The organism is Sunxiuqinia dokdonensis (assembly GCF_001270965.1).
Taxonomy (GTDB): Bacteria; Bacteroidota; Bacteroidia; order Bacteroidales; family Prolixibacteraceae; genus Sunxiuqinia; species Sunxiuqinia dokdonensis.
In genome coordinates this window covers 1-13,454 of the sequence record NZ_LGIA01000041.1, presented here as the reverse complement: position 1 = coordinate 13,454, position 13,454 = coordinate 1, and the positions used below count along the sequence as shown (strand labels likewise).

16 protein-coding genes and 1 pseudogene are annotated in these 13,454 nt (G+C 38.7%); all 17 read right to left on the bottom strand.

Going from position 1 to position 13,454, the window contains the following annotated elements; translation table 11 throughout:
- Nucleotides 1-3: 3 nt before the first annotated feature.
- Nucleotides 4-1,509, bottom strand: a complete 1,506-nt coding sequence (locus NC99_RS04415; protein ID WP_053180265.1) for an efflux RND transporter periplasmic adaptor subunit — start codon at nucleotides 1,507-1,509, stop codon at nucleotides 4-6.
- Between the two features lie 102 nt (nucleotides 1,510-1,611).
- Nucleotides 1,612-2,034: a hypothetical protein gene (locus tag NC99_RS04410; RefSeq protein WP_157624444.1), complete on the bottom strand. Its 423-nt coding sequence runs from the start codon at nucleotides 2,032-2,034 to the stop codon at nucleotides 1,612-1,614.
- Between the two features lie 161 nt (nucleotides 2,035-2,195).
- On the bottom strand, nucleotides 2,196-2,402 hold the full coding sequence (locus tag NC99_RS22610; protein ID WP_082326306.1) for a GDCCVxC domain-containing (seleno)protein: 207 nt from the start codon (nucleotides 2,400-2,402) through the stop codon (nucleotides 2,196-2,198).
- Between the two features lie 9 nt (nucleotides 2,403-2,411).
- Nucleotides 2,412-3,182 (bottom strand): annotated as a pseudogene (locus NC99_RS04405) (cation diffusion facilitator family transporter); the annotation flags it as partial.
- A gap of 126 nt (nucleotides 3,183-3,308) precedes the next feature.
- On the bottom strand, nucleotides 3,309-4,100 hold the full coding sequence (locus NC99_RS04400) for a cation transporter (protein ID WP_053180261.1): 792 nt from the start codon (nucleotides 4,098-4,100) through the stop codon (nucleotides 3,309-3,311).
- A gap of 5 nt (nucleotides 4,101-4,105) precedes the next feature.
- On the bottom strand, nucleotides 4,106-4,573 hold the full coding sequence (locus NC99_RS04395) for a hypothetical protein (protein WP_053180259.1): 468 nt from the start codon (nucleotides 4,571-4,573) through the stop codon (nucleotides 4,106-4,108).
- Nucleotides 4,574-4,617: 44 nt separating this feature from the next.
- Nucleotides 4,618-5,004, bottom strand: coding sequence for a DUF302 domain-containing protein (locus tag NC99_RS04390; protein WP_053180257.1), 387 nt, complete (start codon nucleotides 5,002-5,004; stop codon nucleotides 4,618-4,620).
- A gap of 11 nt (nucleotides 5,005-5,015) precedes the next feature.
- A complete protein-coding gene (locus tag NC99_RS04385; protein ID WP_053180254.1) occupies nucleotides 5,016-5,249 on the bottom strand; it encodes an SHOCT domain-containing protein in 234 nt (77 codons plus the stop codon).
- 51 nt (nucleotides 5,250-5,300) lie between these two features.
- A complete protein-coding gene (locus NC99_RS04380; RefSeq protein ID WP_053180253.1) occupies nucleotides 5,301-5,825 on the bottom strand; it encodes a periplasmic heavy metal sensor in 525 nt (174 codons plus the stop codon).
- Nucleotides 5,826-5,907: 82 nt separating this feature from the next.
- Entirely contained in the window at nucleotides 5,908-6,321 is a 414-nt protein-coding gene (locus NC99_RS04375; RefSeq protein ID WP_053180250.1) for a Fur family transcriptional regulator, read from the bottom strand.
- Between the two features lie 126 nt (nucleotides 6,322-6,447).
- On the bottom strand, nucleotides 6,448-7,077 hold the full coding sequence (locus NC99_RS21805; RefSeq protein ID WP_157624442.1) for a hypothetical protein: 630 nt from the start codon (nucleotides 7,075-7,077) through the stop codon (nucleotides 6,448-6,450).
- 17 nt (nucleotides 7,078-7,094) lie between these two features.
- Nucleotides 7,095-7,595, bottom strand: a complete 501-nt coding sequence (locus tag NC99_RS04365) for a hypothetical protein (RefSeq protein WP_053180246.1) — start codon at nucleotides 7,593-7,595, stop codon at nucleotides 7,095-7,097.
- A gap of 112 nt (nucleotides 7,596-7,707) precedes the next feature.
- Entirely contained in the window at nucleotides 7,708-8,289 is a 582-nt protein-coding gene (locus tag NC99_RS04360) for a hypothetical protein (protein ID WP_157624440.1), read from the bottom strand.
- A 460-nt stretch (nucleotides 8,290-8,749) separates the two neighbouring features.
- Nucleotides 8,750-9,856, bottom strand: coding sequence for a [FeFe] hydrogenase H-cluster radical SAM maturase HydE (gene hydE, locus NC99_RS04350; RefSeq protein WP_053180240.1), 1,107 nt, complete (start codon nucleotides 9,854-9,856; stop codon nucleotides 8,750-8,752).
- A 51-nt stretch (nucleotides 9,857-9,907) separates the two neighbouring features.
- Nucleotides 9,908-11,989, bottom strand: a complete 2,082-nt coding sequence (locus tag NC99_RS04345; RefSeq protein WP_053180238.1) for a heavy metal translocating P-type ATPase — start codon at nucleotides 11,987-11,989, stop codon at nucleotides 9,908-9,910.
- 94 nt (nucleotides 11,990-12,083) lie between these two features.
- Nucleotides 12,084-12,416 (bottom strand): P-II family nitrogen regulator, encoded by a 333-nt coding sequence (locus NC99_RS04340; protein ID WP_053180236.1) that lies wholly within the window; start codon nucleotides 12,414-12,416, stop codon nucleotides 12,084-12,086.
- 12 nt (nucleotides 12,417-12,428) lie between these two features.
- A partial coding sequence (locus NC99_RS04335; protein ID WP_053180234.1) for an efflux RND transporter periplasmic adaptor subunit occupies nucleotides 12,429-13,454 on the bottom strand: 1,026 nt, incomplete at its 5' end.

The window sequence follows — 13,454 nt, the reverse complement described above, 5'->3', positions numbered from 1 at the left end:
TGTTTAATGATTGTGACCTGATTCAGCGTCTAAAGTACCTGTAGCCTGTGCAAGTTTCACCAGAATTGCTCCAGTGGTTACAAGGCGTTCATCCTGAGAAAGTCCTTGAAGAATTTCAGTTTTTAAGCCATCAGTTGCGCCTGTCTTTACCTCCCTTTTTTCAAAGAGCTCCGGTGTAATTTGTACAAAAACAAAATAATTTCCCTGTTCTTCCAGTAACGCTGAGTTAGGTATTGTCAGTGCTTGTGCGTTTGTTAGTGTTTTTAGGAATAACTCTACGAAACCACCTGGTACAAAAGTGCCTTTATTGTCAATCTGCAAACTCAATGGGATTAAATAATTATCGCTGTTGGTATTTCTGCCAACCGACACCATTTTGCCGTTTAATTCTTCAAGAGAATAGGTCTGATTATCATGAAGCGTGTGAATGTTCGCCGAATTAATCGTACCCAGGATTGGTGCGAATTTTCGTTGGACTTCTGTCCGCAGCAAAAGCGTTTTATTTTGTGAGATAATCACAATGGGTTGTCCGGCTTCTACATATTGCCCGTTTTGCACAAAAACCTGTTTTACGTAGCCGGTCATTGTGCTGGCCACATTTTGCCCCGATGGATTGAAGTTTTTGTTCAGATTATCATAAATCACTTTCGCGTTCTCGAATTGATTTTTCGCGTTGAGCAGCTCTTTTTCCGAAACAATTTTGTCTTTTGCCAATTCTGCCAACCTTTCATAATCGGCTTTTGCCTTTTCGTAATTGTTTTGGGCTTCCGAAAAACGGGTTGCAGAATTATTATTTGCTAATTCACTTCCGGAGATTGAAAACAGGACCTGTCCATTCGATACGGGTTTCCCTTCCAATATATTGTTGGCAGAAAGCTTGACAATGCCGTTTGTTTTCGCAGAAATAAGCGTTTCGTCACCCTGGGCAGATTCAACCCGGGCAGTAGTCCTGATGACCTGGCCGAATGGTTCTGTTTTTGGATGTGCCGTTGCAAAATCAATTTTCCACGATTGCTCCTTAGTAAATACCGTGGCATTGGTTGACGAAACAACAATATCTTCTCCCGCATGAATGGCATCATGGTCATCCGCAAAAACCTCTACTTCGGGAACTGTTAATTGAAAGTTTCCTTTTTCTGTTACTATATCAAAAACCAATTGACCTTTTCCTGAAGTTTCAGGTTTTAATTCAAATTTGTAAATGCCTTTTCGTGTTGGTTTCTCCAATGTTTGCCTTGTTTCTTTGCCATTTACAATCAGGCGGATGGTCATGCTTCCACTTTCCAATGCTTTAAAACTTGGTAAATGAGAAAAATGCGACAAAATTTCGGAGGATTGGCCTACCGTAAACGGGTCGGCTTCGGCAAAAAGTTCAAATTCGTTGCTGTAAGCAGTTAACTGGATTTTAACCTCGTCATGATGCGGTTCTTCGATTTCATGGTTATGGTTGGTATTGCAACTTGCTAAAAATATCGCAAGTACTGCAAATAAAAATATCTTGATTTTCATTGAAAATATTATTTAAATTTAAAAAAAACTGATTGAATGAATGCATATAAATCATGGACGATAAAACAGTTATCGCATGCATTCATTAAGAAACTGTAAAATTTAAACAATAGAAGGAGGCCCCCGTAAAGCATTGGCTTCCGGGGCAAAGAGGGAATTTAATATAATCTGTTCCCTTCTATAATATTGACTTTTCGAGCAGGGAGGTTCAAAATAATCATTCTGGAACACAAGTAACACCACAAATAATGTGGTGATTTTTTTAAATGAATTTGACTTATGAAGGTTTGTCCTTGCATAAACAAAATCACTGGTTGCCGAAATATGATGGTGAAGAGGAAAGGGATGATTGTGTTCATCGGCAGAATTCCCTTCGTTACTTTTTTCAACAGGGAAATCAACTATACTTTGTTTACTCAATAAACCTTCCACCATATCATCATGATGATGATGGAGAATCATCTCATGACTTAACACTACCAAAAATGATAGCAAGAGTGATATGGCATAAATTTTATTTTTCACAGGTGCAAAAATAGGATATTTAATTCTTTTTTTGCCAAAATCGATTTTGTTTTTTCAGAAAGTATTTTTAGGCGTTGATAAATTTCACTCCTTTGCAGATGTTGGATAATGAATTGTTTTTCACAACCTTGCCACTAGTTAAACGAATAAAAAATAAGCGTTCAACAGCAACTGTTTTCTTTTTGAATTGAAGGGCATTTTACAGAGCCAAACGAACAATATACACAACAATCACCTTTCTTTGGTCTCAAGACAGATTTACACTTTTCACACTCATAAAAGAACTGACAGGAACCCTCGTGCATTGTTTCTTCTTTTTGGTATCCGCAGTCGGGGCAAGTGATTGTTGATTTATGTTTTATTTCCATAAGCCAGATTTAGCAATCTATTTCACAATTTTCTTCTATGCTTTTATTTTCGATTTGAAGTGTTGTATGGTTGATACCAAACTCGTGTTCGAGTTCATGTTGTAAATCGCTTATAAAATTGTCATCAATTCCATCCGGAATTATTAGGTGGGCTGTCAGTGCCACCTTTGTTGTGCTCATTGCCCAAACGTGTAAATCGTGTATATCTTCAACCCCATTTTCGGATAAAAGAAAGTTGCGTACTTTATCAAGTTTTATTTGTTTGGGTACTGCATCCAGCGCTAAATCAATGGAATCGGTAAACAAGCGCCATGTGCCCCAAAGGATGACCAGAATGATAATAAAACTCATTACCGCGTCAATCCATTGAATTCCGGTGAGGTTAATCAATAGCCCGGCAACAACCACTCCCAACGATACCCCGGCATCGGCAGCCATGTGCAGGAATGCCCCTTTGATGTTCAGGTCGTCTTTTTGGCCTTTCATAAACAGCAATGCCGTAATGGTATTTATTACCACACCTATCCCGGCAACAATCATTACCTGTGTACCTGCCACAGGTTCAGGATTTTTGAATTTTCCTACAGCATCCCAGCCAATGGCTATTACTGCTCCAAAAAGCAATAGCGCATTGAGTATCGATACAAGAATTGTTGTTTTGCGCAATCCGTAAGTGTATTTTCCTTTGGGTTTTATGGAAGCGAGCCTGATTGCAGCCCAGGCAAAAATCAAACTCAAAACGTCGCTGGCGTTGTGGCCTGCATCGGCTAATAGTGCTGATGAGTTGGCTAATTAACCATAAAATGTTTCAACGGCTACAAAGGTGATGTTTAAACCGATGCCAATAGAAAAAGCTTTTCCGTAACTTTTTTGCGTAGTATGTTCATGCGCGTGTGCCATAATTGATTACTTCGAAAGTTTTAAAATCCTCACTGCCCCGCGCATCACAAAAGTGAAAACAATACCACCAATGACCAAATCGGGCCATTTGCTGTTTAGAAGATACACCAGCACCCCGGCCAGGATAACCCCGCCATTTACAATAATATCATTTGAAGTGAAGATAGCGCTGGCCTGCATGTGCGCTTCTTTGCTTTTGGCTTTGTTGATGAGCCACAACGAAACCAGGTTTCCGGCAAGCGCCAGGATGGAAACAATAATCATCCACTGAAAAAGGGGCGTTTCGCTGGTGCTGAAAAAACGTCGCAGCACTTCGGCAAAACCCAGCGTAGCCAGCCCCATCTGGAAATACCCGCTGATTTTGGCTACTTTTTTCTTTCGTGAAATGGCCGCACCCACTGCAAAAAGGCTGAGCCCGTAAACAATAGAATCAGCCAGCATGTCCAGAGAATCGGCCACAAGTCCCATGGAGTGCGAAATCCAGCCTGTGGTCATTTCCACCACGAAAAAGGTAAAATTGATGCCCAGCACCCACCAGAGTATTTTCAGCTGTTGTGAATCGTCTGCACCGGGCGGTAATTCCGTTTCGGTAGTATTTCCGAGTTTGTCACCTAATTTTAGCTGGCTGATTGCCTGGTGGATTTCATCCACAGGGCCTGAATGATATACCTCCAGCTTCCGGTTTTCAATATCAAAAACCAGGTTTTTAACGGATGAAATCCCTTCCAGCTTCATCCTGATAAGGGATTCTTCGGAAGGGCAGTCCATTTTACTGATGGTAAATACAGATTTGAACATGTGAACTAATCTTTATGCAAAACCACATTTAAAGGAATAAAAGCGCCCACTTTCAAGCCCCAGTCAATATTATCAACAGGGGTAAACAAAAATACAAACGCATTTCCCACGTTCCCTAATTTGAAATTGGGCCCGGTCTGTACGATGAATTTATTTTCATCTATCATATACTCTTCCGCCAAAACCCACGATACCGGGATTTTTTTGTCGAACCCTACAAACCAGTATTCGTTGAAATTGTAGATGGCGTTGGCAAAGGGCGTGTATCCCACCGACAGGTAGGTTTTATTATTGAACATGGCGCCCAATTCGGCATGGATACGTGTTATTTCCGTTCTGTTACCGTCAAAATCGTACATTACAAAAGGGTTAACACGTACCCCTGTGATTACTTTTAACCGTTCGCCTTCCTGGGCATTCGCTGTGAATACCCAGAAAAGTACGAAGGTTAATAACAATAGTTGTTTTCTCATTTCCAAAGATTTTTTAAATACTTTAGGTTAAAATACTGGCCGTATTATACGTTTTCAATGACCTTTTCAAGTTTTGCCCTTATTTCGTTGGCGATTTCCCCTAATTTGTCATTTTCAACCGCCAGCATCGAAGCCATCGGGTCAACGGCAGCTACTTCTGTTTTGCCATCATCCAGTTCCTGCACAATCACATTGCAGGGAAGCATGGCTCCGATTTTGTTTTCGGCCTGCAGTGCTTTATGTGCAAATGGCGGATTGCAAGCCCCTAAAATTTGGTATTTTTTGAAATCGACATCCAGTTTCTTTTTCAATGTGGCCTGCACATCAATCTCTGTCAAGACCCCGAATCCTTCTTTTTTAAGTTCTTCGGTTACTTTCTCAATGGCTTCATCGAAACCGTACTCTGTTGTTTTTTCAATGTAATACTTCATGATTTTTTATTTTACATTAAATTTTTTTTTCGTTCTTCAAATTCTTGTTTATCAATTTCTCCCTTGGCATAACGCTCTTTTAAAATATCGAGCGCCGACTTACTTACGGGTAGGTTGCCGGGGCGGTTATTTTGACTCATTCCTTTAACAACCATCCAAACAACGGCAATTACGATAATGAGCCCTATAACCCACCACCAGCCCATTCCCATTCCCCATCCGTGACACCCAAATCCATCCATCATAACATTCTCCTTTCTTTTTATCGCTTGTTTTTTAAAAAACCGAACTGGTGTTTACCAACAATTGCTGCGGCGCGACATCATCATTTGCCTGCGTGATTTCATGTCCATATTACCGGCATACCAGCAGTTTTCCGACATATCCCACCAATTGTAATTGTTGTTGTTAAAGTAGGTAAGCTGCTTTTCAGTAAGAAGTTTTTTTACCTGAACTTTTGTTTCCAGGTTGATATCCTCAATCTTTTCTTCTTTATCGCGGATAGTGCTTCTCAGTGATTTCACCTTTTTTACATCCAGGTTGGGATTTGAATTGGCTGCCTGGTATTCCATCCTTAAACTGCGAAGCTCATTTTCGATTGGGAGCTTTTTTTCGTAACTGTTTTTACGTAGCTCATTGATTTCCGTAATTTGTTCGGCTGATAAGGCATATTCCGCCGGGGTATTGTTGTTCCACCATTGGGCATTAGCGTTTACCGACCAGTTTGAGTTACAACAATGAGGTTGTGCCATTGCCTGCGATGCAGAAAAAACAATCAATCCTGCAAGTAAAAAAGCCATTTTAAATTTTCCAGTTTTCATAATTAATAATTTTTAATGTTAGACATTCTAATAATTTCAACATCAAAATTACCAATAAGTTAGTGCAACACTATTGCAAAGTTTAATCGCAGCGCGGGCACACCCCGTTAATGATGAATTGCGCATTATCGTAGGTGTAGCCTTCAGGCAGTTTAATGTTGGGAATTGGAAGTTCTTTCATGCAACGTGTTCTGCCGCAACGGGTACAATAAAAATGAACGTGCAGGTCATGTATATTACAGGTACATTCATCATCGCAAACGGCATATTTAACCGAGCCTGAACCATCATCAACAGGGTGGACAATGAAATTTTCCTCGAATGTTTTAAGCGCCCTGAAAATGGTTGAACGCTCCACTTTTTCAAATCGTTGCTCCAAATCCGCCAGGCTCAGCGCTTTCCCGGTTTCCGCAAGTGTTTTATAAACCAGGGTGCGCATGGCTGTTGGTTTGACGTTTTTCGATTCGAGTTTTTGTTCAATTTCTTTATTATCCATTCCTACAAATATTTATGAGACAAATATTATTCAGTGCTTTTATACCCCAAATTTACCTAAAAATGTTTAATAACCTTACGGGATTTATCTTTACAACTTCAATTGCTGTACTACCCACATCTTTAATTACTTGACTCCTTCAAATACTTCAAAATAATTGGAATTGTTCTGAATTGTAAATTTGAAAATACATGAATTCATTTTTGGATTAAATCCCCCAAAATGATTGTCATTTTGATTGTGTTGGGTATTCATGTGATTGGTCCAGGCGTTCCATTGGTCAGTTCCTGCCCAATTGCTGTTGCCCCAACCTTGATTCATATTTCCCCAGCAATTGCCATCGTTCATCCAGGCATTATTTTCCCAACCGGATTGGCGGTTTGTGCAAAAATCGTAATTATTCCTGTTGTGTCCATATTCATTGTAAAATTCTTGTCCGGTATGACACACCATAATGCTGTCATAGTTTTGGTATAGTTGCATTGTAAAGGTTGAATCAAAATTGTAGGACAAACAATGCATACTAACTAAGCTATCGTTTATTAGCGTTACATTTAGTGTTGCCGGACTGGATTGATTAGTGGCTGTACTCTTTAGAGTGCCTGTGTATTTTCCGATGACACTGGAGGCTAATGTATTGGGCAAGGGTGCTTCTTCTTCCTTATTACATGAATAAAAAAGAAATCCAATTACTGCTGCCATAAAAAAAATGACTTTTATATTTTTCATACCGGTATTTAATTTATTTCGTTTCATTTTTCTATCCTCCTATTTTATTCCAATATAAATCCTGCATTTTTAACTTTTGCCTCCAATTCGCTATACGCAATTTGTTTTGGATTGTATTCAATTAGTACCTGGTTCGATTTACGATATAACTTAAAATCTTCAACACCTTTAATTCCGTTTAACAAAGTCGTCAATTTCTCGTTATCACCTTCTTTATGCTCAACAAAACAGATTACGGTTTTTCTTTCATCAATTTTAATTGTAGTGATTTTATTATTATCATTAAGTTCAGCTTCTATATAGAGGGCAAAAGGTAAATCTGTCAATTTTGTTTCCTCCCCGTTGTATTTAACAGTCATGTTTTTGTCTATCTGAACCGGCATGCAAGCCTGTGTTCCCAAAACACATATTACAATTCCGTCGTCACCTAATTTTTCACCACCGACTGTTCCTACTACTTTTTCGGTTTCTTGTGCATAAATATTTGCAATTGATAAACTAATAATCAGGAATGTTGCTTTGATTACATTTAATATCTTGTTCATTTTGCTTTTTTTATAAATTTTAAATTATTGTATGCGAATTTTTTGTTTGATTTCGCTTTTCTGAAAGCGGGCAAGTTGCCTTGCCTGCCTTCAAAAAAAGCATCTAAATCTGTTACAATCCTTTGCTATTCAGAAAGGAATTGATTTTATATGAACCACTTGACTGGTTGTATGCATGTAAGGCTGAATTTGAACTAAACAACAATTCCATTTCAGAATAAAGTGGGTCGTCAGCGGGAATAACATCCTTAAGGTTGCTAAATGTCAGGCTTTTAATTTCCCCACTTCCGTCTTTGCTAAAATAGTATTTTGTTCTTTTTTTTGTGCCTGTAAATGGAGAATGAGATACTACTTCTTCTCTGGTGTAAATCCATAAACCACTTTTATCTGCCAAAGTTAAGCGGTCATTATTAAAAAAACGGAAAAATTCTCCATTGCAAAGTTGATAACCAAATATTTCGTCCTTATTCAAATCAGTTTTTTCACCATTTTTAATTACTGTTACGTAATCTTTTTTGAAAAAATTGTTTGGTTTTATTTTTCCGTCTTTTGTTGCACAGTTAATTGAAACTTCCATTTTGCCATTTGTGTAATCTTCATAGGTTTTGTAAACCCCACATTTTTGTGCGCTTACAGTTAGCCCCATTACAGCAAAAAATGCTGCTATTATTATTTTAAAATTATATGTTTTCATATTGATAATATTTAATTGAAACCTAAATTGTTATTTTAATATTTTGCTTTTGGGAGGAATTAAATACTATCTCAGCACAAAAACACCTGTAGTTGTGCCCTGTTTAAAGCAAACTTAGGTGTTGAAAATGTATTTAAATGGTTATGAATTTTTTGTCGGTTTATATTTAAGATGAAATTCTCATTACCACATGTTAAAAATGGGCAGTTAATGATTGGCTTTACTTTATTGCTAATTTTTTTTGAGGCATTAAAAAAGGTATCGACTATTTTAAATGAAATAACCTTTGTATGGCAACCGGAACAAGGAGTATCACAACATTTTTCAGAGGTTTTATCAAAATAAATTGAAAGTAGTTTGCTGTTACAAAAGTTCTCCTGTATGGTCACCCCTGTGATAGTTAAGGTGAAAAACACGGCAAATGTAATATGAATCATTTTTTTTAACATGCGAAAATTCATTATATTAAAATTTCATTTCTCCGATTCATTCTATGTAAATAATGCTTAGCGTCACCTGCTTCTCCAAAAGCAACTTTGCCATTTGCCAGGTTTATTCTGGCTACCGTACAACTTTGACATTCAACCGGGCTTTCGGCAATACAGGGTTTATTATCATATAAATTGTAATTTTTCCGGTATGATTGCGGGGTTATATTTGGCATAAAAACATTTGCCGCTACCTGAATGGCTTTTTCCCTGCCTAATTTATCTATTGATTGCAGCGCCGTTGATGCGGCAATATTTATGTCTTTCATCATAATCCTTATTATTGCCAACACTTTTAAAGTTAGCTCAAATCGGGCATTTAAAGGCATTAGTGTACTACGTTGTTCAAAGAGTGGTGTTTCTTTGTGCTCGATATAGGGGCCAATACCACACATATCGATATCCAAAGCTTTCATAAACAGAATATCATCTGCAATATGGCTTAAGGTTTGCCCGGGTAGCCCAACCATAACCCCGGTACCAACCTGGTAACCTATATTTTTTAATACCCGGAGAGATTCTATTCGTTTTTGAAAACTATGTAAAGAATTATTTGGATGAATCTGTTTATACAGCTCTTTATTCGAGGTTTCAATCCTGAGAAGATATCGGTTTGCGCCACTTTCGAACCATCTTGAATAGGTTGATTCATTTTGTTCTCCACAGGACAAAGTAATTCCAAAATTTTCTCCGGTAAGTTTACGAATTCGTTGTATCAACCCATCAATCCTGGTAATAAACTCCTTTGATTTAAGCTCACCCGACTGCAATACAATTGAACCATAATTCTCGTCAAAAGCAAATTTCGCTGCCTGAATAATTTCATCATCTGACAAAAAATACCTTTCAACGTTTTTATTACTTTTTCTTATCCCACAATAAAAACAATCTTTTACACACAAATTTGAGAATTCTATCAAACCTCTTAAAAACACTTTATCTCCTACTTGACATGATTTTACTTCTTTCGCCTTTTGATATAATAATTTTGCTTCGGATTGACTTGTATATAATAGTTCAATTATATCATCTTTAGAGAAATCATTGTTTTGTAATATGTTTTTTATGGAAGTGTTCATCTTTAATAGCTTGATATCAATTGAAAGTATACTTATTTGTTTAATTTTCAGTTAATTTCTCATCACTCTCATGGCATTGAAAACAGCAATCAAAGCAACGCCCATATCGCCGAAAACGGCTTCCCACATGCTGGCAATCCCAAAAATTCCCAGTACAATAAAGGCTGCTTTAACCCCCAAAGCAAAAATGATATTTTGCCACACAATATTTCTGGTTTTTCTGGCAACATCCATTGCAACGGCGACTTTCGAAGGCGAATCGGTCATCAATACCACATCGGCGGTTTCAATTGCCGCATCGGAACCGAGTGCGCCCATAGCAATTCCCACATCGGCACGGGCAAGTACAGGGGCATCATTTATGCCATCGCCCACAAAAGCAACTTTGCTGTTCTTGTTCAGCATTTTTTCAATATGTTCAACTTTGTTTTCAGGAAGCAATTCGGCATAATATTCTTTAATACCCAGCCTCCGTGCAAAAATACCCGCGGCATACTTGCTGTCGCCCGTGAGCATTACCGTTTTTGTACCTTTTTTGTTTAAACGTCCGATGGCTTCAATGGAATCCTCTTTCAAACTATCTGATATAACAATGTAGCCAGCATACTTCCTGTCAACCACAACATGCACAACCGTTCCTTCAATTTCACATTTGTCATGCACTATATTTTCTTTATGAAGAAGCTTGTCATTTCCAACAAAAATTTCTTTGTTATCTATGTACGCTTTAACCCCATGCCCGGATATCTCTTCCACTTTCCCGATTCTCGAATTGTCAATATCCAACTTATGTGATTCGAGTATAGATTTTGCAATCGGGTGATTGGAATTATATTCGGCATACGCCGCGTATTCTGATATTTCTTCCTTTGAAAAGCCATTCGAGGTAACTATTTCTGTTACCTTGAACTCTCCTTTTGTAAGTGTGCCTGTTTTATCAAACACCACAGTTTTAACCTGGGTAAGTGCATCTAAAAAGTTGGAACCCTTCACTAAAATGCCCTTGCGGGAAGCCCCGCCTATTCCTCCGAAGTAGCCAAGCGGAATGCTGATTACCAGTGCGCAGGGACAGGAAATAACCAGAACTACCAATGCCCGGTAAATCCAATCGCTAAAAGTTGCGCCGCTTAGTAAAAGCGGAGGTACAACGGCAATCAAAAGGGCTCCAAAAACCACTACGGGCGTATAATATTTGGCAAACGTGGTGATGAATTTTTCGGTCTCAGCTTTTTTGGATGTGGCATTTTCAACCATCTCAAGAATTTTTGAAATAGAAGAATCCTCAAAAAGCCTGGAGACTTTAACCGTAATTAAACCGGATTGATTTATCATGCCCGCTAATACTTCATCGTTTGGATTTATTTTACGCGGTACACTTTCCCCTGTAAGCGCTGAGGTATCCACAAAGGAATTCCCGTCAATTACCAGTCCGTCCAACGGAACTTTTTCACCAGCCCTAACTATTATTTCGTCTCCAAGATTCACATCTTCCGGTGAAACTTTTATTATATCCCCGCCATCTTTCAGATTGGCATAATCGGGTTTAATTTCAAGAAGCGATTTTATTGACCCGCGGGAACGGTTTACAGCGATATCCTGGAACAGTTCGCCAACTACGTAAAATAACATAACAGCAATTGCTTCGGGCATTTCATGTATTGCGAAGGCGCCCAGGGTTGCAACCGACATTAAAAATTGCTCGTTAAAAACCTGTCCCCGGACGATGTTTTTAACAGCCGATGCAAGAACATTCCAGCCCACGATAAGGTAGCCCGTCACGAATACCGCATATTCGGCAAGATGAAAAGGCGTATTGTGAAGCTCCTCTTCAAAAATCAGGCCTGCCACTAAGAGCAGGATACCTGAAATTGCTTTAATAATTGTCCATTTGTTTTCAGCAAGTTCACTTGACGAAACAATTGTTTTTTCATTCTTATTATCTTCAATTTCAACTTCGGGTTCTATCTCTTTTATTTTGCTTTTTACTTTTTCCAGGTCATCAGTATCTATTGTCATTGAAGCAGTGGCAAAATTAACGCTCACAAATTTTACTACTTCCAGTTTGCTGACGCCTTCTTCAACCTTTGCCGCACATGAAGCACAGTCCAGGTTTTTTAATTTATATTTTTTCATACCATTGATTTTAAAAATTTATCCAGATAAACCGATAATCATTAAAACAGCAGGTCACTATTCATTTCATAGCAACCTGCCCTTCATCCGGCGATTATTCTTCGCCGTTTTTCAATCCCGTTTTCACCCGGTACACTTTTTCAACATCGGAAACATAGATAAACCCATCGCCCGGATTTAGTGTACAGCCATACTCGCAGATTATTTTCACAATAGCATCAACTTTTTCTTTTTTTGCAACAAGTTCAAGCTTTGCTATTTCACTATCGGTTATTGAGAACTTTTGCGATACAAAAGCTTCTTCATCCTGAAATTTCCCTGTTCCTTCAGCCATTGAAATGGTCATGTTCTCAAACCCTGCATCTTTTAAATGATGCACGATGTCATCTACTTTATTGGGTCTTATAAATGCTTTAATTTCTTTCATCGTGTTAATTTTTTAATGTTCGTGTTCAGTTTCTTCTTTTCCTAAATCTGCCAATAAATAATAGGCTGCATTCATTACTATTTTCGTATCATCGGGTAAGGGATTGAGCAATTTAATCTCGGTGTATCCCTCATCTTGTTTTCCGGTTATTACCTCTATCATGCGGAAAGCCATAACATGACCTCCATTTTCGTCGTCATGTCCTGCTTCGCCATCATGTTCCTCATGGTTTTCCTCAGCCTCATGGTCGTGTCCTTCTTCGTTTTCTGCTACTGCTTCATGTTCATGCCCCTCGTGTTCTTCAGCTTCAAGCGATTCATCCAAAATAAAGATATAGGATTTAGTTCCTTCTGTAACAATAGCATCGTTGGGTAATGTACGGGTATAATTTTCATCGGTATGGATGTGCCCAGAGATGTACATACCCGGAATAAGCCCCGGCATGGGTTCATTCAAGCTGGCATGCACATGTACAGCCCTGGAGTTGGCTTCAAATTCCTGCCCGATGGCGAATATGGTGGCCATGAGCTCCTTACCGGGAATATTGGCCACGGTAAAATGAATCTTTTGACCTTTTTCCAGCAAGTGAACATCATTTTCATACACCAGAAAATCGGCGTGGATTTTGCTGTTGTCGGTAATTTCAAAAAGCATGTCCTGTGCCCCGGCATAGGTGCCTACTTTTACATTTATTTCATTCACATAGCCATTGATGGGTGCTACAATGGGTACGCTGTTAGAAACTTCTCCTTCTTTTACTTTTTCGGGTGAAAGATGCAGGAGTTGCAGGCGGGCCTTCAATCCCTGGTACTTCGCTTTGGCCGAATTATATTCCGACTTAACCTGCTGGAACTCCCTGCCTGCACCTACATTGTTCTCGAAAAGTTCTTTCTGGCGTTCGTACTCCATTTCCAGAAATTCGAGCCGACTGGCCAAATCAGCAAAATCTTCCTGTAGCTTAATATAATCAGGGTGTTCGAGAATGGCAAGTGTTTGTCCTTTGCGTACCTTATCGCCCTGAAAAATTCTAATATCCCT

Bases quoted from the DNA above. Each gene is read 5' to 3' on its own strand.
- NC99_RS04395 (WP_053180259.1), bottom strand. From the start codon at position 4,573: ATGAGAAAACAACTATTGTTATTAACCTTCGTACTTTTCTGGGTATTC.
- NC99_RS04385 (WP_053180254.1), bottom strand. From the start codon at position 5,249: ATGATGGATGGATTTGGGTGTCACGGATGGGGAATGGGAATGGGCTGG.
- NC99_RS04365 (WP_053180246.1), bottom strand. From the start codon at position 7,595: ATGAACAAGATATTAAATGTAATCAAAGCAACATTCCTGATTATTAGT.
- NC99_RS21805 (WP_157624442.1), bottom strand. From the start codon at position 7,077: ATGAAACGAAATAAATTAAATACCGGTATGAAAAATATAAAAGTCATT.
- NC99_RS04390 (WP_053180257.1), bottom strand. From the start codon at position 5,004: ATGAAGTATTACATTGAAAAAACAACAGAGTACGGTTTCGATGAAGCC.
- NC99_RS04340 (WP_053180236.1), bottom strand. From the start codon at position 12,416: ATGAAAGAAATTAAAGCATTTATAAGACCCAATAAAGTAGATGACATC.
- NC99_RS04360 (WP_157624440.1), bottom strand. From the start codon at position 8,289: ATGAAAACATATAATTTTAAAATAATAATAGCAGCATTTTTTGCTGTA.
- NC99_RS22610 (WP_082326306.1), bottom strand. From the start codon at position 2,402: ATGGAAATAAAACATAAATCAACAATCACTTGCCCCGACTGCGGATAC.
- NC99_RS04345 (WP_053180238.1), bottom strand. From the start codon at position 11,989: ATGAAAAAATATAAATTAAAAAACCTGGACTGTGCTTCATGTGCGGCA.
- NC99_RS04415 (WP_053180265.1), bottom strand. From the start codon at position 1,509: ATGAAAATCAAGATATTTTTATTTGCAGTACTTGCGATATTTTTAGCA.
- NC99_RS04375 (WP_053180250.1), bottom strand. From the start codon at position 6,321: ATGGATAATAAAGAAATTGAACAAAAACTCGAATCGAAAAACGTCAAA.
- hydE (WP_053180240.1), bottom strand. From the start codon at position 9,856: ATGAACACTTCCATAAAAAACATATTACAAAACAATGATTTCTCTAAA.
- NC99_RS04400 (WP_053180261.1), bottom strand. From the start codon at position 4,100: ATGTTCAAATCTGTATTTACCATCAGTAAAATGGACTGCCCTTCCGAA.
- NC99_RS04380 (WP_053180253.1), bottom strand. From the start codon at position 5,825: ATGAAAACTGGAAAATTTAAAATGGCTTTTTTACTTGCAGGATTGATT.